The sequence below is a fragment of the Vibrio sp. KUL78 genome (assembly GCF_059725505.1).
This window is the reverse complement of sequence record NZ_AP045838.1, coordinates 1,731,811-1,756,259: the sequence shown is the minus strand read 5'-3', so window position 1 is coordinate 1,756,259 and position 24,449 is coordinate 1,731,811. Positions and strand designations below refer to the sequence as shown.

General features: G+C 45.0%; 17 protein-coding genes and 1 pseudogene. 7 read left to right on the top strand and 11 right to left on the bottom strand.

The genetic code is table 11. The features are described from left to right. Positions 1 to 3: 3 nt before the first annotated feature. Complete coding sequence (locus AC6I8Y_RS24230; RefSeq protein ID WP_498022056.1) at positions 4 to 5,202, bottom strand: VCBS domain-containing protein; 5,199 nt, start codon at positions 5,200 to 5,202, stop codon at positions 4 to 6. A 238-nt stretch (positions 5,203 to 5,440) separates the two neighbouring features. Further along, positions 5,441 to 7,471, bottom strand: a pseudogene (locus AC6I8Y_RS24225) (VCBS domain-containing protein); the annotation flags it as partial. Positions 7,472 to 8,197: 726 nt separating this feature from the next. Here AC6I8Y_RS24225 and AC6I8Y_RS24220 point away from each other — a divergent pair. From AC6I8Y_RS24220 to kdgR, 3 genes are all read left to right on the top strand, one after another. Continuing rightward, complete coding sequence (locus AC6I8Y_RS24220) at positions 8,198 to 8,938, top strand: hypothetical protein (protein ID WP_498022055.1); 741 nt, start codon at positions 8,198 to 8,200, stop codon at positions 8,936 to 8,938. 194 nt (positions 8,939 to 9,132) lie between these two features. After that, positions 9,133 to 10,014 carry a DMT family transporter gene (locus AC6I8Y_RS24215; protein ID WP_498022054.1) on the top strand — a complete coding sequence of 294 codons (882 nt, stop codon included), beginning with the start codon at positions 9,133 to 9,135 and terminating at the stop codon, positions 10,012 to 10,014. Between the two features lie 444 nt (positions 10,015 to 10,458). Continuing rightward, positions 10,459 to 11,241: a DNA-binding transcriptional regulator KdgR gene (gene kdgR / locus AC6I8Y_RS24210; RefSeq protein WP_498022053.1), complete on the top strand. Its 783-nt coding sequence runs from the start codon at positions 10,459 to 10,461 to the stop codon at positions 11,239 to 11,241. Between the two features lie 71 nt (positions 11,242 to 11,312). Here the strand turns inward: kdgR and AC6I8Y_RS24205 are convergent, their stop codons facing one another. The 4 genes from AC6I8Y_RS24205 to AC6I8Y_RS24190 form a co-directional block, all read right to left on the bottom strand. Further along, positions 11,313 to 12,527, bottom strand: coding sequence for a right-handed parallel beta-helix repeat-containing protein (locus AC6I8Y_RS24205; protein ID WP_498022052.1), 1,215 nt, complete (start codon positions 12,525 to 12,527; stop codon positions 11,313 to 11,315). Positions 12,528 to 12,787: 260 nt separating this feature from the next. Beyond that, positions 12,788 to 14,572 carry a sodium:solute symporter family transporter gene (locus AC6I8Y_RS24200; RefSeq protein WP_498022051.1) on the bottom strand — a complete coding sequence of 595 codons (1,785 nt, stop codon included), beginning with the start codon at positions 14,570 to 14,572 and terminating at the stop codon, positions 12,788 to 12,790. Positions 14,573 to 15,007: 435 nt separating this feature from the next. After that, entirely contained in the window at positions 15,008 to 16,159 is a 1,152-nt protein-coding gene (locus AC6I8Y_RS24195) for an iron-containing alcohol dehydrogenase (protein WP_498012451.1), read from the bottom strand. A gap of 130 nt (positions 16,160 to 16,289) precedes the next feature. Beyond that, entirely contained in the window at positions 16,290 to 17,108 is an 819-nt protein-coding gene (locus tag AC6I8Y_RS24190; protein ID WP_498022050.1) for a sulfite exporter TauE/SafE family protein, read from the bottom strand. Positions 17,109 to 17,258: 150 nt separating this feature from the next. Here AC6I8Y_RS24190 and AC6I8Y_RS24185 point away from each other — a divergent pair, with 150 nt between their 5' ends. The 4 genes from AC6I8Y_RS24185 (at position 17,259) to AC6I8Y_RS24170 (ending at position 19,811) form a co-directional block, all read left to right on the top strand. Then, positions 17,259 to 17,696: a Crp/Fnr family transcriptional regulator gene (locus AC6I8Y_RS24185; protein ID WP_498022049.1), complete on the top strand. Its 438-nt coding sequence runs from the start codon at positions 17,259 to 17,261 to the stop codon at positions 17,694 to 17,696. Between the two features lie 188 nt (positions 17,697 to 17,884). Continuing rightward, a complete protein-coding gene (locus AC6I8Y_RS24180) occupies positions 17,885 to 18,250 on the top strand; it encodes a YidH family protein (protein WP_498022048.1) in 366 nt (121 codons plus the stop codon). Further along, the gene (locus AC6I8Y_RS24175) at positions 18,247 to 18,528 is read left to right on the top strand and encodes a DUF202 domain-containing protein (RefSeq protein ID WP_498022047.1); all 282 of its coding nucleotides are present in this window, start codon (positions 18,247 to 18,249) and stop codon (positions 18,526 to 18,528) included. Before AC6I8Y_RS24180 ends, AC6I8Y_RS24175 begins: the two co-directional genes overlap by 4 nt. Next, entirely contained in the window at positions 18,525 to 19,811 is a 1,287-nt protein-coding gene (locus AC6I8Y_RS24170) for an anaerobic sulfatase maturase (protein WP_498022046.1), read from the top strand. Before AC6I8Y_RS24175 ends, AC6I8Y_RS24170 begins: the two co-directional genes overlap by 4 nt. A gap of 128 nt (positions 19,812 to 19,939) precedes the next feature. Here AC6I8Y_RS24170 and tnpA read toward each other — a convergent pair whose 3' ends face one another. From tnpA to AC6I8Y_RS24145, 5 genes are all read right to left on the bottom strand, one after another. Next, positions 19,940 to 20,386, bottom strand: a complete 447-nt coding sequence (gene tnpA / locus AC6I8Y_RS24165; RefSeq protein ID WP_498022045.1) for an IS200/IS605 family transposase — start codon at positions 20,384 to 20,386, stop codon at positions 19,940 to 19,942. 233 nt (positions 20,387 to 20,619) lie between these two features. After that, positions 20,620 to 21,993 carry a sulfatase family protein gene (locus AC6I8Y_RS24160; protein WP_498022044.1) on the bottom strand — a complete coding sequence of 458 codons (1,374 nt, stop codon included), beginning with the start codon at positions 21,991 to 21,993 and terminating at the stop codon, positions 20,620 to 20,622. A 47-nt stretch (positions 21,994 to 22,040) separates the two neighbouring features. Continuing rightward, positions 22,041 to 22,355, bottom strand: a complete 315-nt coding sequence (rhaM, locus tag AC6I8Y_RS24155; RefSeq protein WP_277824256.1) for an L-rhamnose mutarotase — start codon at positions 22,353 to 22,355, stop codon at positions 22,041 to 22,043. 11 nt (positions 22,356 to 22,366) lie between these two features. Continuing rightward, positions 22,367 to 23,179 (bottom strand): rhamnulose-1-phosphate aldolase, encoded by an 813-nt coding sequence (rhaD, locus tag AC6I8Y_RS24150; protein ID WP_277824254.1) that lies wholly within the window; start codon positions 23,177 to 23,179, stop codon positions 22,367 to 22,369. Then, entirely contained in the window at positions 23,179 to 24,444 is a 1,266-nt protein-coding gene (locus AC6I8Y_RS24145; RefSeq protein ID WP_498022043.1) for an L-rhamnose isomerase, read from the bottom strand. Before AC6I8Y_RS24145 ends, rhaD begins: the two co-directional genes overlap by 1 nt. Between the last annotated feature and the right edge of the window lie 5 nt (positions 24,445 to 24,449).

Genomic DNA, 24,449 nt, shown 5'->3' with positions numbered 1-24,449 from the left:
GCCTTAGTAATGGTTTGAACTAAGTCTTCTTTTGCCCGAGTTGAGTTGCACTTCTGCGGACACTGTTGGCGCGTCGTTATCACCATGAATGGTGATAACGATATCGTGTGTGGTGCCATCTTTGGAGTGAACGGTGATGGTGTCAGTGAGGGTTTCGTTTTGCCCAAGTTGTTGGATAGCTGGTTTACTGTTGTCAATTGAGTAACCCCAGTCGCCTCTGTCATTAATGTACAAACGCCCACCGAGCGGGGTGTGATAAGCGTTAGCTAAAAGCTTGGCATCAAACTCCGACTGGCCCGCGTCTGGATCCGTTACCGTGAGTGTGCCATACGTGTCCAACTGTCCAGCTAATCCTGAGACGCTCGAAGCCAAATTATGGTCTTCGGTGACATCTCCCGTATCTTTTCCGCCGATGGTTGCTGCATCATCTTGCGGTGCCAAGGTCATCCTTGCACCCGTATGCGTCACACCAGAATGAGCATCTTTAACGTCATAGTTGAAGTGTACTTGACCGTTATAATCTTTGTCAGGTGTGAAGGTATAAGTGCCATCTTGGTTGTCTAGAATTGAGCCATGATCGGCAACGAGATTGGCGATGCTCAGTTGACCTTGGTCATTGTGATCAACATCAACACTGTTAGCGAGCAGTTCCGCTTGGGTAATAACCTGTGGAAGGTCTTCTTTACCCGAATGGAGCTGCACCTCGCCAGAGACATAAGGCGCATCATTGTCACCATGAATGGTTATGACGATGTCGTGAGTGGTGCCATCTTTGGTCTGAATGGTAATGGTGTCAGTCAGAGTTTCGCCAATACCTAGCTTATCTATAGTCGTCCCCACAGTGGTGCTTGCACCCTGTCTTAGCCAATCAGTCTGACCTGCCGCGACTTTGTAGTCCCAATGGCCATCTTCTCGAAGTAAGAGGTGACCATACTGACCGTGATAGGAATAGATGCCACCTTTGGTATCAAATTTCGATTCATCTGTATCTGGGTCGACAATGGACAGTTGACCGCTAGCATACAGCGCATCATGACTAATTTTCGACATACCGGGTTGTGCATAATCAGGAGACATATCCTGACCAGCTTGGTTTTCACGGACGTCACCTGTGTCCACGCCAGATACTTTAGCCGCATCATTCGAACCTATTATCACAATCTCAAGGTTTTGCGTCGTGCTCGTACCATGTTCGTCTGTAACGGTAACAGGGATGGTGAGCGTCTGAGTTTGATTTTGAATTAGGTGGTTGTAGCTTGCATGAGTTGGATCAAACGTATAGCTGCCGTCAGCATTGAAAATTAACCCATCCACTGATTGAGCTATTGAGTAAGTTAATGTCGCGCCGTGGTCGGTATCGCTTCCCTGCATCTGACCATTAAGCAGCGAACCATCTTCATTCACCGTTTTGGTTTGCGCCGTCAGAGTCGGTTTATCATTGGTACCCACGATATCGACGGTAATCACATGAGTGTCACCGCCAAGTGTTTGTACCTGATATTGAACGTGCTCCGTTTCACCTTGCGCTAAATGCTGTAAATTTCCATTCGGGACGCTGTAAATCCACCCGCCTGCTTTGTCTATTGAGAGGCTGCCACCATAAGGGTCGCTAATAGCATGAGCATTTAAGGTATGGTGAAAGCCACGCTGACCGACATCTGGATCTTTTACATTTAGAACACCACCCGTAAAGACTGTGTGTCTTGCATCACCTTGTACATGAACATCTTCTGTCACCGAGCCAGTGCTTTGACCAGTAATGATTGCGGCATCATCCGTGCCTTTTACGAGTATTTCTACTTTTTGTGTCGCTCGGGAACCATCACTAGAGATTGCGACTATTTCAAACGCCTCAGCCTTGCCATCACCACTTCTAAGTGAGTCAACTTTTGAAGCATCCAAGTCGTAATGCCAATGCCCAGCCCGATCCACATAAAAGGTGCCGTAACTACCTGCTTGAGATGAAGCAGATCCAGCTAATTCAAAGGTAACTTGATCGCCCGTATCGAGATCGTGTGCTTGCAGCATACCTACAACCGTCGTTTTGATATCTTCGACCGCTGTTCCAATTGCTGCTGTTAGCGCATCTGGGGTATCAATAATGACATGATCGTCTTGCCCTTGGATCGTCGCTGTTACCGGTATTCGAGTGCCATCTTTTGTGATGAGAACCATAGTGTCCTGAAGCTGCTGTCCAGTCTTCAGTCCTTGTATTTCAGAACTCGTATTATCGGCAGTGTAGCTCCATTTATTGTGCCCGTCGGTACTATGAGTTGTGGAGAAATAACCATGATTTGCCGTCAGACTCATTGCAAAATCTGCCGGTACCGCATGTTGGACGCCATTGACTTCGATAAACGCGATCTCAGCCTCTGAAGCACTATCCACATCGGTTACATCCAGGTTTGTCCAGCCCGACCAGAGCTGCCCTGAAGTGCCAGATCGAAGGTGATCTTCCGTCACCGTTCCTGACTCCTGCCCCGCTGCCAGTAAACTAGCGTCATTGGCTGATGCAAGATCGAATGACGCGCCAGTAGGCGTTGACCCGCCGTGCGCATCATTGATGTCATAACTAAAGTGCACTTTGCCGTGATAATTCAGTTCTGGCGTGTAAGTGTAGGTTCCGTCATGGTTATCGCGGATAGAGCCATGATCAGCAAGTAGGTTGGCGACTGTCATCAACCCAGAATCGTTGTGGTCGACATCGACAGCATTGGCCAGCAGTTCAGCTTTAGTGAAAGTTTGGCTAACGTCTTCTTTACCTGAATGAAGAGCCACTTCGGAAGACACGTAAGGAGCGTCGTTATCCCCGTGTATAGTGATCACTATATCGTGCGTGGTGCCGTCTTTTGAATGTACAGTGATCGTATCGGTGAGCGTTTCTCCTAGGCCGAGTTGGTCTATCGCTGAACCCACATTCGTTTTCGCGTTTCCTCGGTACCAGTCGTGAGTACCAGCAGCAACACCATAGCTCCAACGCCCATCCGAAAGTAGCATCAGATGTCCATATTTACCGCTATAGGAAAAAGTGCCTCCATTTGGATCAAAGACGCTTTCACCCGTATCAGGATCAGAAATAGTGAGCTTGCCCGTTACTGTTAATGCATCTTGGCCAATGACTCCGATACCAGGCTGGGCATAATCAGGAGATTTGTCTTGTCCCGCTTGATTTTCGTAAACATCACCCGTATCCACACCGCTAATAACTGCTGCGTCTCCTTTGCCTTGGAGATTTATGGTCAAGTTTTGCGTCGAGCTTGCGCCATGTTCATCGGTTACAGTGACAGGAATGGTAATGACTTTATGCTCACCGTCTTTGAGCTGTTGATAGCTAGTATGAGAAGGTTCAAAGGAATAACTGCCATCGGTATTGAATGTCAGTCCATCCACAGCATGAGCTATGGAATATTTGAGCGTCGCACCGTGGTCGATATCCTGCCCCTGCATCTGTCCAGTCAGACGGCTACCGTCTTCAACTACAGACTGGGTTTGAGCACTTAGCGTTGGTGCATCATTGGTACCATGTATGCTCACTTCTATGGTGAACGTGGTACCGTCTTTTGCTCGAACCACGCACTGATCAGTGAGCACCTCGCCTTCATTTAGAGACTGTACCTGAGGCTGGTGATCTCGAATAGTGTAAACATAGCGCCCATCACGCATCAGTAAGATATGCCCGCCTAACTTGGTGTCATAGCCAATACCGGTATACGTCTGCGGTCCGTAGTTAATATCGAATTCTGCTTCACCTTTATCTGGGTCGACAATATCCAGCTTGCCCTCAAAATGCAGCTTGTCGTGCGTATCGATGTAACCTCTATCTTCAGTTACACCAGAGTTATGCTGATCGGTCGCGGCGTAGCTAATCTGTGCATTATCCGCTACCGCATTTAAAGACGTGCTCGCATGATCGAGCATCACGCCACCATGAGCGTCTTTAACTTGATAATAAAAGTGAACGGAGCCGTTGTAGTTAGCCTCTGGTGTAAAGGTAAACGTACCGTCGTGATTATCTGTAATGGTTCCCGCAGGGGTGCTGTCAGGCTTAAGAGCTTCGAGATTAGCGACCGTCAATTTGGCTAAGTCATTTGTATCTACATCCGTAACGTTTGAAAGAAGACTCGATGCTTGGATAAGATACGGCTTATCTTCATCGCCCGTTGGTAGGGTCACACTAGAGGAAACATGCGGAGCATCATTGGTTCCATGCACTGTAAATGACAACTCTTGCTGGCTTTGCCCTCCAGCAGAATCCGTTACTGTCACAACAGTCTTAACCACCTCACTATCGCCAGAGCCAATATGTTGATAAGACGCATGGCTTGGATCGAACGTATAGCTTCCATCTGGATTGAACGTCAGACCATCAATCGGATGAGAAATTGAGTACGTCAGTAAGTCATGGTCAACATCAGTTGAGACCATTTGGCCATGGAAGACTGCGCCATCTTCTTTCACCGGCTGCGATTGGCCTGCCATCACCGGTAAATCATTGGTGCCTGTGATGGTAAACTTGAGTTCTTCTCGGTGCGAACCACCAGCGCTGTCGGTCACCGTCACCATGGTTGTCACAACTTGGGTGTCATCTTTTGCCAAATGCTGGTAGGAGGCATGACTTGGATCGAACGTATAGCTGCCATCTGGATTGAACGTCAGGCCATCAATCGGATTTGAGATCGAGTACGTCAGTAAGTCATGATCAACATCGGTTGCTACCATCTGGCCGTGGAAGACTGCGCCATCTTCTTTGACTGATTGTGATTGGCCTGCCATCTTTGGCAAATCATTGGTGCCTGTGATGGTGATTTTGAGCTCTTCTTGATGCGAACCGCCAGCGGTGTCGGTCACCGTAACCGTCGTTCTCACAACTTGAGTGTCACCTTTTGCCAAATGCTGATACGACGCATGACTTGGATCGAACGTATAGCTGCCATCAGGGTTGAATGACAGGCCATCGACTGGATTGGAGATAGAGTACGTCAGTAAGTCTTGGTCAACATCGGTACCCACCATTTGACCGTGGAAGACCGCACCATCCTCTTTCACGGCCTGCGATTGACCTGCCATCACGGGCAAGTCGTTCGTACCTGTGATGGTGAATTTGAGCTGCTCTCGATGCGATCCACCAGCCGTATCGGTTACGGTTACCATGGTGGTGACAACTTGGGTATTCCCTTTTTGCCAAATGCTGATACGACGCATGACTTAGGTCGAACGTATAGCTGCCATCTGGGTTGAACGTCAGGCCATCAATTGGATTTGAAGTGGTGTAGGTGAGCAAATCATGGTCAACATCGGTGCCCACCATTTGACCATGGAACACGGCTCCGTCTTCTTTTACAGACTGAGACTGTCCTGCCATTACAGGCATGTCATTTGTGCCTGTAATCGTAAACTTCAGCTCCTCACTGTGAGTACCACCGGCTGTATCGGTCACCGTCACCGTCGTAGTCACGACTTGAGTATCACCTTTTGCCAAATGCTGATACGACGAATGTTTTGGGTCAAACGTATAGCTGCCATCTGAATTGAAAGTCAGGCCATCAATTGGATGTGAGACTGAGTACGTCAGTAAATCTTGGTCAACATCGGTTGCTACCATCTGGCCATGGAAGACTGCGCCATCTTCTTTCACCGACTGCGATTGGCCTGCCATCACCGGCAAATCATTGGTGCCTGTAATGGTGAACTTGAGTTCTTCTCGGTGCGAACCGCCAGCGGTGTCGGTCACAGTAACCATGGTGGTCACGACTTGAGTGTCACCTTTTGCCAACTGCTGGTAAGACGCATGACTTGGATCGAACGAATAGCTGCCATCTGGATTAAAAGTCAGGCCATCGACTAGATTAGAGATAGAATAAGTCAGTAAGTCTTGGTCAACATCGGTGCCCACCATTTGACCGTGGAACACGGCTCCCTCTTCTTTCACTGACTGTGATTGGCCTGCCATCACCGGCAAGTCATTGGTGCCTGCGATCGTAAACTTCAGCTCCTCACTATGAGTGCCACCTGCTGTATCGGTTACCGTGACCGTTGTAGTCACGGCTTGAGTGTCACCTTTTGCCAAGTGCTGATACGACGCGTGACTTGGATCGAATGTATAGCTGCCATCTGGATTGAACGTCAGCCCATCAACTGGATGTGAGATCGAGTATGTCAGTAAATCTTGGTCAACATCGGTACCCACCATTTGACCTTGGAACACCGCACCATCTTCTTTCACCGACTGAAATTGGCCTGCCATCACCGGCAAATCATTGGTGCCTGTAATGGTGAACTTGAGTTCTTCTTGATGCGAACCACCAGCGGTGTCGGTCACGGTAACCATAGTAGTGACAACCTGGGTGTCACCTTTTGCCAAATGCTGATACGACGCATGGCTTGGATCGAACGAATAGCTGCCATCCGGATTAAAAGTCAGGCCATCGACTGGATTAGAGATAGAATAAGTCAGTAAGTCATGGTCAACATCGGTGCCCACCATTTGACCATGGAAGACAGCGCCATCTTCTTTCACTGACTGTGATTGGCCAGCCATCACCGGCAAATCGTTTGTGCCATCTATCTGAATGTCTACATTATGCTGAGTACCATCTACCGAAGAGACAGTAAAGGATTCACGTAGACGAGAGCCTTTAGCTAATTCTTGCAGTGCCGTTTGTTGATTATTGGCTTCATATTGCCAATGACCATTGGCATCGATAGCCAAGGTGCCAAATTTTCCTATCAAAGCTTGTGATAGGAAATGATTCTGACCTTGATCACTATCTGATATAGATAAATCGCCAGACGTTTTAACACTCCCGTTTACGACATTCAGGTCTTCTTTCACCGAACCAGAGTCTATACCAGAAATGATCGCGGAATCTGACGTGCCTCCAATAACAATCTCTATAAGCTGACTGGTTCCATCTACCGTGTGGATTGCGATTTGCTCTGTGATGCTATTGCCGGAAGCAAGCTGTTGAATAGCAGGCAGAGAATTGTCTACTTGATAGTGCCAATGCCCGTCTGAATCTATATCTAGTACACCAAATTTACCCTGAAGGACCTCAGGCACTGTATGAGACTCTCCCTGATCGACATCGACCACATCCACCTTTCCATGGACGTGCATTAGACCAGAACTGTCAACATTGTGATCTTCTGTTAAGGTGCCACTGAATTGCCCAGTTATTTTGGCTACATCATTCGTACCCGTGATTTGAAACTGCAATGTTTCACTATGCGTTCCCCGAGCACTGTCAGTGACAGTCACTGTGGTTTGAACCACCTCAGTCTGCCCTTTTGCTAAATGCTGATAAGAGGCATGACTCGGGTCAAAGGTATAACTGCCATCGGAATTGAACGACAAGCCGTCGATTGAATTGGAGATAGAATAAGTTAAAGCATCGCGGTCAACATCGGTCGCTTTCATATGCCCATGATAGACAGCACCATCCTCTTTTACGTTTTGCGATTGCCCTGACATTTGGGGTGCGGAATGAATGTGATCCGGTTTATTAGTTTTATGAGAGTGTTCTACTTTTTCGCTAGAGACAACAAATGGGGCTGCGCCGATAGGATGAGTATTATCTTGTGACTTTATGCCTGACTGATTCAAAATATGATGCGATGTATATGCATGCATTGGGTAGTGGTGTAATGCTAGATGGCGACTTGGTAAAGCGTGATGGGTTTGATCTGTTTTATTATGACTTTCCGCGACGATGTCTTCATGCTCATGAGAAGACGTAGCCTTAAAAACTGACTCAGAGTTCTTAGTATCTTCTTGAGGCCCTGTGTTTTTTTGCGTGAGAGCGCTATTTTCAACAATCTCGCCGTTATCTCCAATGTCGTCACTGGCTTTAGCAAGAGAAGGTAATATAAGAGCCAATGTCGGCGGAACGCCTACCTGATATCTTAACGTATTAAAAAGTCGACGCTTTGCCCGTTGCTTCTTCTTGGGCTTAGCTTCATTCGGACGCTTTGATACATTTTTCGATAACTCAGTTTTGGTTTCATTTCCACTGCTTCGCTTTTTCTCAGTCATACTCTCAGCCTTTAATCACAAACCTCTTTTAAAGTTAAGGATATAGAAGGGTGTTTTGCTAACTAATCTTGGTTTTTAGTTGGTGTTTTTTTGTTCTCACAGATTCACGAATCTACACTTAAGCCGAACCATAAATATCTAACACGAAAAATCGGAGGCAGTTCTATGAAGATGATAAAAACGACCTTATTCGCAGGCCTAATGGCAGCATCTGTTATCGCGAATGCAGCAGAACCACAACTTACCGATGAACAATTACAAATGGCGATGGAGGCTAGATTGGTTGAGCAGCTCAAAGATCCACAAGCTGCGAAATTGCTGTCTGAATTTTTGATTGAGGATGTGCTCACTTGGCGCGCAGAAACTCTCGATATAAAAGAAGCGGATAGCATTCTAGCTTTCGCTTTTGGTAATCGACACGCCCAGAATGGCAACCAGATTCCGGGGCCTATGAATGGTCAATTGGCCGATCTTGCTGTAGAGCTTCATAAGGAGACAGGAAAGCCTGTTTATGCACAGTGGGAAATCGCCCAGCAGATAGGAGATAGAGTTGCAAAGGATAAACTATTTCCAATCTACCCCACCGTAAACGAAGGTGGTGAGCTCATTTATTTGAACACAACCGGAGTAGCGCTTGACGCAGTTAAACAAGCAGGCGGTTTTGAAAAAATGGGTAAAACCATTGTCCTAGCGTTTTACGAACACAACTTGAGAGCGGTCAATACCGCAAGAGAGGCAGGGCTAGAGGCGTTTGCTCCGGCTGGCTATGAAATGCCCTCCGATTACGATGCGAATTCAGGACAACCATGGACTCGCGATAGGAACACCTTCATGCTTTATGAGGTGAGAACGAGAGCCAACGCAAAGCGCGCTGAAATCAATGACGGCAAGATCTACAAAAAATGACGAATATCATGCGCTAATTTGAATGTCCCGAGACTTAAAGATAATAGTGCTTTTCACTTAAACGTGGAGAGCACTATTACTGATGTTCCGCTAGCTCTGGAGCATATCCTTTTGATACCCCGTCTTTCACTGGTTCTTTAACTCATTGGCATTTGCTAACATAATCATCTGCTTAAACATTCACCGGAACCATAATGTCTTTCAGTTGGATAGCCTTTACTCTCCTTGCTGCATTTAGCCAGTCTTGGCGTAACGCCTTTCAAAGCAAACTCAGCGGCACTATGAGTGTCGCTGGTGTGACTCTTGCTCGTTTTCTGTGGGCAGGACCAATCGCGTTGCTTTATCTTTTTGCGCTTTATCAATGGCAGCCTGTCGCTATTCCCACTTTCTCGGGAGAGTTCGTGTTTTACATTATTGCTGCAGCACTAATGCAAATACTCGCCACCGGATTAATGGTGCTGCTTTTTAAGTTGGAGAACTATGCTGTCGGGGCTGGATTGGCCAAGTGTGAGGCGCCTGTATCGGCAGTGCTCGGTGTCCTCTTTTTTGGAACGGTATTATCGGTCACCGGTTGGATTGGCGTTTTGATTGGCACTCTGGGTGTTCTGCTTATGAGTAGCTCATCGGGCTGGCGAAGCCTGTCACCAAAAATTTTCTTTTTGGGTATGTCCTGCAGTACCGCATTTGCACTGACGTCACTATGGGTTCGAGAAGCAAGCTTGAGCATCGGACTTCCCTTTCCCCACAGTGCTGCATGGGTACTGTTTTTGGTCATCTCGCTCCAGACAATCATCATTACCAGCTTCTTATTGCTGCGAGAGCGTCACACCTTAGTGCAGATGTTCAAGAAGCCCAAGCTAGTAATATTGACAAGCCTCGCTAGCGTTATTGGGTCTCTCGGTTGGTTCAGTGCAATGTCATTGCAGGCAGTTCCTTACGTAAAGACCCTAGGACAAGTTGAAGTCATTTTTATGATCTTGATTTCTTATTTTTGGCTGGGGCAAAGCGTCGCTCGCAAGGACATTACCGCACTGATTTTACTGTCTATTGCGGCGATTTTGGTGATGTGGCAGTAAGCCAAATATTAGCTTACCTAGCTCATAAATAGCCTTCCAAGCAAAAAAGGCAGCATAGATTTCTCTATGCTGCCTTTCTGTCGGGGGACAATAAAGTCTGATCAAAAAACTAAGCTTTTAGCCTTTCAATGACGATACTAATATCTATAGATTGATCATTTTTGTATTAGACTGCACGAACTACAGGTCATAGCTTGACAATAAAGTTTGATCAAAAATTTATACCCAAGTCGCTTAGTGATCACATAGAGACACATCCAAACGTAACGCCCCTATGAGCATTCACCAGTTAGGTCAAACGCATAAAGACCAGTACTAAATATGCCCGTCAAGACTGCAAAACTCAGCCTTAAATTCAAAACTATTGTTCATCAAAATTAGACTATAGAGTTCGAAAGACAATATTTGATTATTCTATGAGTTAACCAATACAGAGGGCATGAAATGGACAAAACAACCCAACCTGGAGCTGTCTCTTCAGTACTAAAGGTGTTCACTATCGTCTCTGCCTTGGCTGACCAAAAAGAGACCTGTCTAACTGACCTCTCAAAACAATTGAGAATGTCGAAAGCGACGACCTTGCGTTTTTTACAAACAATGAGAAGTTTAGGATTTGTGCATCAAAAAAGAGGGGAAGATAAGTACCTATTAACATCGAAGCTATTTGAGCTTGGTTCAAAAGCGCTTGAGCATGTTGATTTAATCGACGCTGCAAATAAGGAAATGACAGTTGTATGCAGTGCCTTTAATGAAACTGTTCACTTGGGAGCCATTGATGAAGACGCAATTATTTACCTTCACAAAATAGATTCAGAATATCGCTTTCGAATGCATTCAAGAATTGGTCGACGAAACCCTCTCTACAGCACCGCAATTGGCAAGGTTCTCATGAGCTACCAATCTGAGCCCGAGATCAGGAGGCTTCTCGCTACTGTGGAATTCAAAGCTCACACAGACAAAACACTTAAAAATGTTGAGCAACTCCTGGCTGAGCTAGATTGGGTCAAGCATCAACATTATGCGGAAGATATTGAGGAGCAAGAACCGGGGTTACGATGCGTCGCTGTGCCTGTGTTTGACCGATTTGGAGAAGCTGTCGCAGCGATTTCAATCTCTTTTCCGACTAATCGATTTGATGAAAAAAGAAAACACGATTACCTCAACTCATTACAACATGCTGCTCGTAACATTTCCAAGAACCTCGGGTATCATCATTACCCTGTATAGCGTTTGAGCTTTATAATGATCACACATTTTGAAGAGCCACTCCGAAAAAGAGAGGCTCTCCTAAATGCTAACTAAAGCGATATTCTATTCACCCACTTATCGAGTCTAGAATAGCTATTATCCTCGATAACAACATTCGTCGTTTCTCTACCATCCTCCGGACGAAGGACGATACCCCATGTCGTTGTGTCTTTCTCCCGTGAACCGTCTTGCGTGATTCCGTTTATTATATTTTTTGTCACACGATTACTGCCCTGAACCCCATTGAGCGCAATACCTTCGTATTGTTTTCCATACTTGTTTGTCGGCGTAGGAGAGTCGGCAACAATCGAACCAAGGTTATCGATGCGATTACTGTCTATCACCACATCGTTAGCACGCTCGACACTGATGGGTCTTACTGAGTTTGACACACTATTTTCAGAGATATTCACGTTAGTTGCAGTCCAACCGTCATACACTCTTTTGATACTCAGACCTACAACGACATCGTTCATAACATTGTTTTGCATTTTGATATTATCAGCGCCTCGTTTACTAGTTATGCCATCATAGGCTCTTTCTACGTAGTTATTGACGAGCGTGAAGTGGTCTCCATACTCTCCGGACTCGCCCCCAGCAGAGACATAGATTGCTGCATCACGAACGCCAAAGAAGCTGTTGTTTCTAATGATTGCCTTTAGTGCTCCCGTCATGAGAATTCCACTATCTCCACCCGCTAAGTAGTAAGGATCCGTATCATTTTGAGTGCCTATGAAAACAATATTCTCTATGAGTAGTTCATTTAGTTTGCTCTTACCTGAGCTTGTCGCACCACGAATTGAGAGCGCATCTGCTGTCTGCTTTGTTCCTTCTCTTCCTTCCGGGGTCTTATGACGAAGAGGAACAACAGTAGAAACCTTGGCTTTTGACATATTGAACGTACCACCAGTCCAATCGAAGTTCGCTAGTACGCTCACACCGCCACACTCATCCGATTTTGACGAATGCGTATCGAAGCTAAACATATCCCCATCCAACTGCTCCGTAGCAATAAAACTAGCCTCACTAGCATCTACTTTAAGATCGTTCCTCAAATAAACTTTTGTATCCTGACTGATGTAATACGTGCCCGTAAGCACCAGTTCAGAGCCTGTATTGGTCGCTTGTTGGAGCGCAGCTTGGAGTTTGCTTGAATCACCCTTGGGGTTTATCGGAGCAGAAATACAGTCTTCGGCGATTGCGGCGCTAGAGACTAAGGAAAGGATCAGAAAGGGTAGTTTTTTTGATAAATGATTGAGGTTCATGAATTTCTCTCATCTTATTTCAGTTACTATTTATATGAATATTTCTATTGGTGCTATAAAAAGGAAGGCGTCCACCTTTCCTAGTTAATTAATCATTTGAAGTAAATAGTAATTCGACAAGGTTATTTATTGCCTCTAGTAGTGTCATCATTTGCCTATGATATTTTAGTTCATAATTTATAAGTCATTTATGGTTCACCATAAACTAAAAAACCCTTAACGAGAGTTAGCTCATTAAGGGTTTTAGTATTCTTTTATATCTAGGCGATTGCTGACGCTTTAGTTACTTTTGTACTATCTAGTTTACGTTCAGACTTAACTAACAAAGTACCAATTAGAGCTAGAATCGCTGCGATTATGACAAACAACATTCTTCCCCACAGTGGGTTGGGAACTAATGCTAAAGATACAATAAACACAGATGCAATAAGCACCATCTTACCTAGCACATTGTTCTGTTTGTTATCCATTGCAACACTTTCAATAGTGTCTTCAACGACAACTTCGGTATCCACATTAGTAAAGAATTGCTTAACTTCAGCCTCTCGTTTCGCGGGTAAGCCCTTGTAGAAGAACTGAGAACAAATAAAGAACGGTAATGTAATCGACATGTGTCCAATCAGACCTAACGTTACTGACTTCATTTCTGTGTATTCACGAGACGTAAGTGGTTGGTCTAAACCAAGAATCGATTGCAAAGCTTCGGGTGTAAGAACAAAGGCAATAAACCCTGAAACACACATACCCACGATAACTGTACCCCATCCTGCCCAGTCTGGCGTCTTTCTCACAAAGAAGCACATAATAGATGGAATAAGGATTGGGAAGCCAATTAGTGTGCTCACTAACATCGTTAAGTCAAACAGACCAAACTCTTTCAATGACGTTAGGAACAGTGCTGAAACAATGATGATGATACCAAATAGAGCCGTGAGTAATTTACTCACAAAAATGAGGTGCGACTCTGAGTGATTTTTGCAAAAGTATGGTTGATATACACTCTTGAGAATAATACCTGCATTTCGGTTTAACGCTGAATCCATAGAAGACATGGTTGCAGCAAACATAGCAGCAAGCATCAAGCCAACCATGCCCACTGGCATTTCACGACTTACAAACATGAAATAGGTCGCATCGGCTACTTTGTTACCCAAACCAGCTAAGCCCCAAGTGCTTGTATCCGGATAATGTGCTGCCACATACCAAGCAGGTACAAACCATAAAAGTGGACCAATAAGCATTAGCGTACCCGCTAGAATTGCCGCTTTACGAGCATTTTTGGTATCTTTTGCCGCGATATATCGATACGAATCCACCATATTGTTGGTACTAAAGAACTGTTTAATGAACATGAAGATAAACCAACCAACAAACAAGTACGCATGGTTGTATCCGTCACCTATGAATGGCTGCTCAGGCAGACCTGCCTCAAGCAACGGTGTTAAACCACCAGATTTCCAAATCGCCACAGCACCTGTCACCAGGGTCATTGTGGTTAGAATAATCATTTGCATGAAATCGGATGCGATAACAGCCCAGCTACCACCAACAAGAGACATAAACAACACAACCGAACCTGCTACGACTATGGTCAACTCTAGGGGAAGGCCAATTACTGCGCTGCAAAACACTGCAAGTGCGTTAATCCAAATCGCAGCCTGAAGAACGCTTAAAGGTACGTTAGCCCATGTGAAAACCTGCTCATTAACGGGTCCCAATCGCATACGCACACCTTCTAGTGGGGTGTCTACTCGCATTTGACGCGCTTTTGCCGCAAAAAACAGGTAATTACATAAATAACCTAGAGCGTTTGCATAAAAAACGGTTGTTGCAACTGCAAATCCTCCAGTTAGCGCTTTGCCCATGTGACCAGTGAACGTCATAGCACTAACAGCCGTCATGAACGATGTGGAACCCACCATCCACCACAGCATTTTGCCGCCCCCACGAAAATAATCACTTGTGGAGTTACTAAAGGATTTGAATAAGACCCCAATTGCCACAAGGAAGCCAAAGTAAACCAGTACGATTGCTATATCAATCATGTTTCTTCCCTTTCATCTATTTTATTTCAACGTAATTTATTCTAACTTGTCCGTTTTTTCGAACATTATTCATAAAGTCTCAAATCAATAAATCGGCGACATATAAACATAGAAAAATCAACTTATTCTATGTAGTTCATGAGTCACCAATTTTTCATTTGAGAGCTAATTTCACAATCAATTAAAACCAACATAGTAAAGTTACAATCTATACTTGCTAAGTGAAATGATAATTTTTGGTAATTTTGAGGGCAAATTTTGCATAGAGTATGAGTTCAAATAACTAAGCGCGGTTCACCTTTCTAATTGACAGATACGCATCGCTTCAACAGTGGTTATCACGAACATGATTTCCTCTAGGATCTTACCAAACGTTGTAAACAAATGAGCTCATCTTGAATGACGAGCTCAAATAATCAACTGAATGGTGTTAAGTTACCCAAGTGATTTGATGTACAAAGCAAGCACATCGTCAGGTGTCATGCTGACGGGATTTCCTCCAGCGCATGGATCTGCCAATGCACTATCCACCCAGGCTTTTACGTCTTCTTCTGTGACACCTAACTGGCCAAATCCAGCGGGAATTCCAACACGCGAGCTGAGTTCACGTATAGCCTTTACAGCTTCAATACTCGCCTGCTCTTCAGACATCCCATCAGTGTTAGACCCTAGAGCAACAGCCAGCTTAGCAAACTTCTCTATTTTATGTGGCCGGTTAAACTCACACACTAATGGTAAGAGAATCGCGTTGCAGACTCCGTGCGGTAGGTTTTTATGTGCACCAGCTGGGTGGGCCATGGCGTGAACCATACCCAATCCAGCGCTATTAAATGCCATACCCGCAAGGAACTGGCCTAAGGCCATTTTCTCTCGCGCTTCGATATTTGAACCATCTTCGACAGCATGAGGTAAGTATTGACTGATCACGCGAACAGACTCTAACGCAGAGTGATCAGTTAAGGTGTGCGCACCCACTGAAACGTACGCTTCAATCGCATGCGTCAGAGCATCCATACCCGTTGCTGCTGTGACGTTCGCGGGTAAACCAACCATAATGCTAGGGTCATTAACCGAAATATCCGGAATAATATTACTATCGATAATTACGCACTTCACTTTACTCTTTTCATCGGTAATGACAGCATTACTGGTCACCTCTGCAGCTGTGCCTGCCGTAGTATTGATAGCAAATAGCGGTACGCCTTGATTCTTTACATTGTTCACCCCTGTATAGAGAGTGATGGGTTGTGGATTTGCGGTCAGGATTTTTACTGCCTTTGCGGTATCAATAGCGCTACCACCGCCAAAACCAATAATGTAGTTGGCACCGGACTTTTTGTAGGCTTGATACGCTTTATCAACCACTTCGACTGTAGGGTTTGGAACGGTATCGGTGAAGCAAGTGAACGATAAGTTGGACTCTTTAAGAGCAGTAATCAGCGGCTCAAGTAAACCCAGTTCCTTCAACGCATTGTCCGCGATAATGAAGCCGTCTCCAACCTCTTTCGAGACTAAATGACCAACTAATTCATTGATCGCATGTTCCCCTGAAATATTGATTTTTGGTAGTGCCAAAGTAAAAGCCATATTTATTCCTTGTAATTAACAACTATATATTTACAAATAATCACAGGTTGATTATTGAAACTCGACCACAAACTTTTAGAGCGCTGATTCATCAGCGATAGAGACTTAAAGCAAATTCTAGGCTCGATATCTAAAGCGTGAGATACGCAATCAAACTGACCAAAATAACGATCATGGTCGCTGAATAAACGTGGCGTTCGGACATGCGTTTCATCAAATGAGCAGCCACAGGAACACCAAGAAATGAGCCGATGAAAAACAGGATTGCAGTATGAATATCTGACTGCCCACCTTTCGCATAACCTGCCGCAGCAATGGCAGATAGGCACAATGCCAACACTACGGAAGAGCCAACAGCTTTCTTAATATCCACATGCAGCACATTGTTGAGGACAGGGAGAAGCAAAACGCCCCCACCAACGCCTGTTGAGCCCAAAACGGAACCACAAAACATACCAGAGACAATCGCCTTTTTAGTGTTCGTTTTAGGTTCACAAGTCATGCCCTGCCTGACCTTAGACGAGCTTCTGTATTTAGAGAACACGGAAATCAAGGAACCAACCATCACAGTAGTCACCAGCCAAGCGACCATCTGCTCTGTCTTTTGTGAGTAAAACGGATGTGTGCTGAAATAAACGACTAACTGAGTAACCATCAAGGTAACCGGAACCGCCCCAACAAAAAGTAGCGCTATCTTGTTCCAAGATACGTTACGAGCTTTTATGTGTACTAGGGAAGCGTTGATTTTTACCATCGCTGAAATCATGCTTGCGGTGCCTACCGCCAACACCGGAGACATACCACAAAATAACTGCAACATGGGTATTAACAGCACGCCTCCGCCAACGCCCGTTAGTCCCAAACACAAACCAAATATGCTTCCCAAAATCAGCTTCAATACCACTGCATCAGCAGACCACACGTTCGTCAACAACTCATAAAATGGCATAAACCATCTCCTTAAGCGAGTAAAACAAAACACCTTTTTAATAAATTCAATCTAACGTACCAATTAGTGTTTGATTTATGGCGCTGATCATATTTCGTGTGTTTTTTTTGCAGTACACTAACCCTTCCAGTAGCACGCAATGACGGCACTATGACAATACCGATACCAACATCGCTGAAAGAAATGACCAGTAGACTTACCGTTGGAAAGCGAGAGGCCGTCTACTTTAGCCACGGCAAAGCATCTGGGTTCTATCGTGTTGAAAGTGGATTTATAGGCCTTTACCAGGTAGCAGAAACCGGAAAAGAATCGTTACTAAGATTGTATGGGAAGGGCTCGTATTTTGGGTATCGCTCTCTATTTACCTGTCAGCGCTATCCCGCAACGGCAAGGGCAATGGAAGACAGTGTTGTCAGTCGGGTGAATGTCCACTCTTTTGAAGACTTGCAACACCTGTCCCCCTCACTAACCAAAGCCCTCACAACCGAGGTATGTCAAGAGTTGGGCGAAGCCGAGCGACGTCTCGTTCAATTTAGTGCTTTCAACGCTAAAAAACAGGATCATCGATGCGATACAGCACTTCTTTAAGCACTACCCCCACTACCCTTGGACCTATCGCGAAATTAGCGAATACAGTGCTACCGACATCACGACTGTGATTCGTTTTTGTAAATCACTCAAACAAGCCGGTGTGCTTTGCAAACACCATCGCAACCCCCACCCGCTCGATCTATCAAAACTGACGAGCACTCATTGGATGTCCAGGAATGCGTTAAATGAAAAAGCTTAGATCAAAGAAATCACCATGGCGTGAAGAAGGGAGCGCTCCGGATTATCGCTTTTCACTTGCCAACGAAAGAACCTATCTGGCGTGGATTAGAACATCGCTCGCCTTGTTAGCCGGCGCCATTGCTCTTGACCAACTGACTCCAGAGCTTGCAAACCCATTAGTGCGACTGTTGCTGTCTTGTTTCCTGTGTCTCTGCTCAGGCGCTGTTGGGATCTATGCTTACCGACGATGGTCTCGCAACGAGCAAGCGATGAGATTAAACCAAGAGCTCCAATACACATCGAACATGAAGATTATTAGTGGCACCATTTTGTTGCTTACCTTCATCATCGCGTTGGCCATCACTCTATGAGTACGGTAAATGGTCTGCAGTTAGAACGTACCGCCTTGTCTTGGCTACGGACAGAGTTAGTCCTATTTGCCATCGGTGTAGTATTAATAAAGGTGTCGATCACTCAAGATACCACTCTCATTTATCTATGTGGTGCAACGGCAATGCTGGTTGCCGTCATGTGTTCTCTCTCCCACGGGAAAGTGATCAAGTTTTTTACTTCAATAATAATAATGCTGTTAGCAGCAGCCTACGCCTTAACCATGCTATCTGAAGTCTTCATAGGAAAACTACAATGAACCAAATTACCAACTGTCATGTTATGGCTAAGCCATCCGGCTCGGTATGTAATATCGACTGTGACTACTGCTTTTATCTAGAGAAAGAGAAACTCTATCCAGATAGACAAAAGAACTGGCGTATGAATGAGGAAACGCTTGAGGTATTTATTCAGCAATACATCGATGCGCAGCAGGGCGATACCGTTCAATTTGCTTGGCAAGGAGGAGAGCCAACACTACTCGGCGTAGACTTTTATCGCACCGTAGTGGAGTTGTGCGAACGTTATCGGGGCAACAAAAAGATCTCACACGGCTTTCAGACTAATGGAATTTTGATTAACGACGAATGGTGTGAGCTGTTCAAACAAAACGACTTTTTGATTGGTGTTTCCATTGATGGGCCAGAGGATCTTCATGATGCCTATCGCACCAACACGAGCGGCAGAGGTACCCATAGCAAAGTTATTGATGCGATCGAGTTATTAAAAAAACATGGTGTCGAATTTAATACTCTTACCGTCGTCAACGATAAGAACGTCAAACACCCTCTTAAGGTATATCAGTACTTAAAAAGCATTGGTTCGAACTTCATTCAGTTCATTCCTTTGGTAGAGCGACAAGAATCCGACCTGCTAACAAACGATACCTGGTTGGTTAACCCAGATCAGAAAGATGGCAAGGTCACCCCTTGGTCGGTCCAACCCGATGAGTACGGCCAGTTCCTAAATACTATCTTCGATTACTGGGTCACCAAAGATGTAGGACGAGTATTTGTTCAGCAATTTGATACCACTTTAACGACCTGGCTAGGGCAACCGAGTCCTATATGCGTGTTTTCACCAAGGTGTGGACATGCCTTTGCTATCGAGGCGAATGGTGACCTATTTCAATGTGACCACTACGTCTACCCAGAGTATAAACTTGGCAATATCCACGACCGTACAATCCAGTCGATGAACAATAGCGACGAAGCGATTAATTTCGGACTCAATAAGTCTAAACAACTGAATAGTAAGTGTCTGTCATGCCGATACCGATTCGCCTGCCATGGTGGTTGCCCGAAACACCGCTTTTTGCCTGGACCAACAGGTGAACTCGACCATAACTATTTGTGTCAAGGATACTTTAGCTTCTTCGACCATTCTCAGCATGCGATGGCTTACATGGCAAAGCTGATCAAAAGTGGCCAATCACCAGCCAAGATTATGGAGCAGTTTTCAAATAAACCGACGGAGAGGGTGGGTAGAAATGACGCCTGCCCATGTGGCAGTGGTAAGAAATTTAAGCGCTGTTGCGCTTAAATGACGTCGGGTGATAGTTAATTATTGAGAAGACAAAGTAACCGGGCGAATAGACTAAAAAGCTCGGTAGTAAAAATCCACCTGCTGAGCAGGTGGCTTTGAATGGCCCCCTAGAAGGGGGCTAACTTTTAGTTATTCAACCCTAGATGCATCTGACGCTCTTCTTCTTCCTTTCCCACACGATCTTGATGCCTGACATATCTTCGGATTATTTCTTCGTTCATTCCTACCGAATCAACAAAATAGCCACGCTGCCAAAACTTATTGCCCCATAACTTTTGCTTTCTTAAATACGGAAATTTGTTGAACAGCCTTATCGCTGTCCGTCCTTTAACAAATCCCATATACTTTGAAATACTCAAACTTGGTGGCATCCTCACAACCAAGTGGATGTGATCTACTTGAACGTTCAACTCTACAACCTTGCAGTTTTTCATGTTGCTGTAAATGTAGACACTTCGGTACAGCTCTTTGCCCAAGTTACCCTTGAGTATTTTGAGTCGGTACTTCGGCGTCCAAACTATGTGGTACTGGCACCTGTAATATACGTGCGAAGCGGATTCGTATCTGCTCATGTTCTTTTTCTCCTTGATTTGCTGGTTACAAACTTGGATATCTTGAACATGAGCGTCCTTCGGGCAAAGCCCTAATGAACGATCACCACCTTCCTAGAAGGTGGTTTAGGGTTAGAAAACAAAAAAGTCCATAGTGGCGACACTATGGACTTTATCTTTTAGCATACTAGCGATAATTTACGCGATGACTATGTTTCTAAAAACTAGGCTTCGAAAAACTATGCCTCTAAAAATTAGGCTTCTAGAATTTCGGGTTTCGTTCCTTCAATGCGATAGATCTCGTCAAGAAGAAGTTGTCTTAGTTTCTCTTTAACCGGTTTCAAATCCTCGTTAGCAATTAGGTTTTCTAACTGATTAGGATCGTCTACAAGGTTATATAAGAACTCTTCTTGATAAACTGCACTTTCTTTCTCAATCAAGCCACTTTGGTCCGGAGCCGATACTGAGTATGTCCATGTATCAGTACGAATGGCACGGCCAATTTGTGACTCACTGATCTGAATGAAGCTCACATTGTCTTTCTTGGCATTATCAATGTACAAATCTTGGAGCGGTTGACCTTGCATGTAGCTCGGTACGTTGATTCCAGCAGCCTTAAGCAGAGTCGGAACAACATCGATAATACTCGCGTGATCGTCAATTACCTGACCCGCTTTCGCTCGTGGATCGTAAATCACAAATGGAATTCGGATCGAAGAATCGTGGCATGAGCGCTTGTATTCGCTGTTACGTGTCTTGAAGTGAGAACCGTGATCACTCAGATAGATGATGACCGTGTTGTCATCTAATCCTTTATCTTTCACTGCTTGGCGGATTTTACCCACGTTTTGGTCTAGGTTGTGACAACACCCTAGATAGTCTGGGTACTCCTCAGCCCAATCACCATCAACAAATGGTTCTAGATCTCCAGGCACCTTGAAGTTACTCCATTTCTCTTGCGAGCCATGTGGGCCTTCGTAAGTTTTACGATCATTCTGATGATGCGGCTCTAGGTAAGACAAGAACAAGAAGAACGGCTTCTCATCCTGGTAATTACCGATGTAATCGGTAGTTAAGTCAGTCAAAAAGTCTGCACGATACACATCTTCATCCCAGCTTACCTTGTTGCCATCGATGTCAAACATGTGCCCACCGTAGCCATGTGAGGTACCCTCTAGGATATCTGATGCAACCCAGAAGTCTTTATAACCACCGCGATATTGTTTTGGTATTGCTGTGAAACAGTTGTCGATCGTTTCACCTGAACTCTCTGTTGGTGCCGCTACAACAAAGCCCTCATGAGCTGTGTTGTTTGAGGCTAGGTGCCACTTACCTACGTAACCGACGCTATACCCCTCGTCAGAAAGAAAGTGAGCCACGGTTTTTTGACCTTGAGGGAGGATGATGTCATTTCGGAAGCAACCTGTTTCGGTTGGATATAGCCCCGTTTGCATTGTCGAACGTGTAGGGCCGCATACAGGGTTAACTGTAAATGCGTTCTCGAACATGACACCATCGCGTGCAAGCTCATCGAGATTTGGGGTCACGGGCAGTTCCTGACCGTAACAACCTAACGTATCCCAACGCTGTTGATCGCTAAAAATTACAATGATGTTCGGCTTGTTCATATTTACCTCTTGATACTTATTTGTTTCGTAGCATTAGCTGATCGTCATTACGCTAGATAAAACATCTCTGTTAACTCTGTCGATTTTGGACTGCTATCAGGATTCGTCTCCATGATATCTTCCATATGACGCCACCATCTCTGACAAGCTTCAGTTTTTGAAACGTCGTTCCATTTATCTATAGATTCTAACTCGACATAGCCAAACAGACAACCGGTCTCCTGATCTAGAAAAATGGAATAGTTGTTTGCACCTGCTTCTTTAAGCACCGTAACTAAATCAGGAAAAACGTTGTCATGACGCTTTTTGTATTCTTCAAACTGACCGGGGTTAACTTTGAGTTTAAACGCTTTTCTAATCACCTAACGCCCCCTCAAGCCAGTGCTTTTTCATTCAACGTAACGTTGAATGCAGACTCTAGTTCTTTAAATTCTTGCGGTTGAATAGTCTGTCGCTTGCCACCCATTGCAAGAACTTTAACGAGTATCTCAGCTGCCTTCTCTGCCGTATCCATCAGGCCAAACGCTAGGCTTAGGTCTTCTGCAGAACAGAATGTGCCATGATGAGCCCAAATAGCGACATCATACGTTTTCATCAACTCACTCGTGTGCTCTGCGATAGCGCGGCCACCAGGTACCATCCACGGAACAATACCCACACCGGCAGGAAATACCACCGGACACTCGGTCGCCATTTCCCACAATTCACGGGTAAATATCTCAGCTTCAAGTGGCAAGACAAAAGTAAGCGCGATTAAGTTTGTCGTGTGAGAATGCATAACGACTCGATGCGCACCATCCGTAACGTCAAACTTAACTGAGTGGTTCATAAGGTGCGCTGGTAGCTCACTCGTCGGCTTCGCGTTATTAATAAGCCCCCAGAGAGTTCTGTACTGAGTACCATCTTCTGATACTTGAATGATTCCCGCATTCTCTTCAATACACACTTCTACGTTTCGAAAGTACTTACCGCTACCTGTAACGATAAAGAATTCATTGGCCAGATTAGCGACCGTCACGCCGATGTCCGCCCATTGCGATGCCTCATCAAAAAATGGACGAGCTTGTTCGACTTCGGATTCAGTCAAACGGTAGGACAAGTTGCCACCATTACGCTCATGCCACCCTTTTAGCCAGGCATCCTGGGTCGTTTTTTTAAACTCTTGTATAAATGCTAACTTATCCATTATTTGCCTCGCTTAAACAAAACGTCTTGTTCGTATAGTTCGACCGCTCTAAACCAATCTTCATTTGCTGGTACATCGTTTGACTCACAGAAGTAGTTCCAAATATCACCCATTGGGTAGGTTTTTAGCTCTTCCATTAGAACTAGGCGCTGAGTGAAATCACCTTCATTTTGCAACTCAGTCAACTTGTCATGCGGCATAAGCATGGCTTCAAGCAGTGCTTTTTGCATATTGCGTGTGCCCAATACCCAAGCGGCTACGCGGTTGATACTGGCATCAAAGAAATCTAGGCCAAGGTAAACGTTATCCAAGCTATCAGTACGAACCAGCTCTTTTGCAATTTCTCTAACTTCATCGTTTAGCGTTACGACATGATCACTGTCCCAACGAACAGGGCGAGTCACATGCAAAGCAAGCTCATCTTGATAAATCAACATAGATGAAATCTTGTCAGCAACTGACTCCGTCGGGTGGTAGTGGCCATTGTCTAACAAGCAAAGTTTATTGTTCGCAATCGCGTACCCCATATAAAACTCATGCGAACCAACCGTGTAGGATTCAACACCAATACCGAATACCTTTGACTCTACCGAATCCTTGTTAAACTGCTCATCAACGTCTACCGCGAAGATCTCATCGAGTGACTCTTTTAGGCGCTGGCGCGGTTCAAAGCGATTACTTGGGGTATCTTTATAACCGTCTGGAATCCAAATATTTGTTAGGCAAGTTTGCTCTAATTCCTTACCGAAGTATTCGCCAATCTTACGAGAAGCAATACAGTGCTTAATCCAAAAATCACGGATCTCTTTATCAGGGTGAGACAACGTCAAACCTTCACTTGCATTTGGGTGAGAGAACAAGCTTGGGTTAAAGTCCAAGCCGAGGTCGCGCTCTTTCGCCCATTCAACCCAGCCTGCAAAGTGCTCTGGCTTTAACTCATCGCGATCAACTGCCACACCATGTGTCTCTGCATATAAGGCATGGAGGTTAATTTTATGCTTACCAGGGATAAGGCTCAGTGCCTTGTCTAAATCTGCACGTAGCTCTTGAGCATTCGTCGCTTTACCTGGGTAACTACCAGTGGCGGAGATACCACCAGACAGTTCATGAGCCGCTTCCTCGAAACCCGTAACATCGTCGCCCTGCCAACAGTGAATAGAGACTTTAACGTCCTTCAATTTCTCAAGCGCAGCATCTACATCAATGCCCCATTTAGCGTAAAGTGATTTACTCAGTTCGTATCTATCTTTTAAACTCTGTTCCATGATAA

Bases quoted from the DNA above. Each gene is read 5' to 3' on its own strand.
- AC6I8Y_RS24230 (WP_498022056.1), bottom strand. From the start codon at position 5,202: ATGCGTCGTATCAGCATTTGGCAAAAAGGGAATACCCAAGTTGTCACC.
- AC6I8Y_RS24220 (WP_498022055.1), top strand. From the start codon at position 8,198: ATGAAGATGATAAAAACGACCTTATTCGCAGGCCTAATGGCAGCATCT.
- AC6I8Y_RS24215 (WP_498022054.1), top strand. From the start codon at position 9,133: ATGTCTTTCAGTTGGATAGCCTTTACTCTCCTTGCTGCATTTAGCCAG.
- kdgR (WP_498022053.1), top strand. From the start codon at position 10,459: ATGGACAAAACAACCCAACCTGGAGCTGTCTCTTCAGTACTAAAGGTG.
- AC6I8Y_RS24205 (WP_498022052.1), bottom strand. From the start codon at position 12,527: ATGAACCTCAATCATTTATCAAAAAAACTACCCTTTCTGATCCTTTCC.
- AC6I8Y_RS24200 (WP_498022051.1), bottom strand. From the start codon at position 14,572: ATGATTGATATAGCAATCGTACTGGTTTACTTTGGCTTCCTTGTGGCA.
- AC6I8Y_RS24195 (WP_498012451.1), bottom strand. From the start codon at position 16,159: ATGGCTTTTACTTTGGCACTACCAAAAATCAATATTTCAGGGGAACAT.
- AC6I8Y_RS24190 (WP_498022050.1), bottom strand. From the start codon at position 17,108: ATGCCATTTTATGAGTTGTTGACGAACGTGTGGTCTGCTGATGCAGTG.
- AC6I8Y_RS24185 (WP_498022049.1), top strand. From the start codon at position 17,259: ATGACAATACCGATACCAACATCGCTGAAAGAAATGACCAGTAGACTT.
- AC6I8Y_RS24180 (WP_498022048.1), top strand. From the start codon at position 17,885: ATGAAAAAGCTTAGATCAAAGAAATCACCATGGCGTGAAGAAGGGAGC.
- AC6I8Y_RS24175 (WP_498022047.1), top strand. From the start codon at position 18,247: ATGAGTACGGTAAATGGTCTGCAGTTAGAACGTACCGCCTTGTCTTGG.
- AC6I8Y_RS24170 (WP_498022046.1), top strand. From the start codon at position 18,525: ATGAACCAAATTACCAACTGTCATGTTATGGCTAAGCCATCCGGCTCG.
- tnpA (WP_498022045.1), bottom strand. From the start codon at position 20,386: ATGAGCAGATACGAATCCGCTTCGCACGTATATTACAGGTGCCAGTAC.
- AC6I8Y_RS24160 (WP_498022044.1), bottom strand. From the start codon at position 21,993: ATGAACAAGCCGAACATCATTGTAATTTTTAGCGATCAACAGCGTTGG.
- rhaD (WP_277824254.1), bottom strand. From the start codon at position 23,179: ATGGATAAGTTAGCATTTATACAAGAGTTTAAAAAAACGACCCAGGAT.
- AC6I8Y_RS24145 (WP_498022043.1), bottom strand. From the start codon at position 24,444: ATGGAACAGAGTTTAAAAGATAGATACGAACTGAGTAAATCACTTTAC.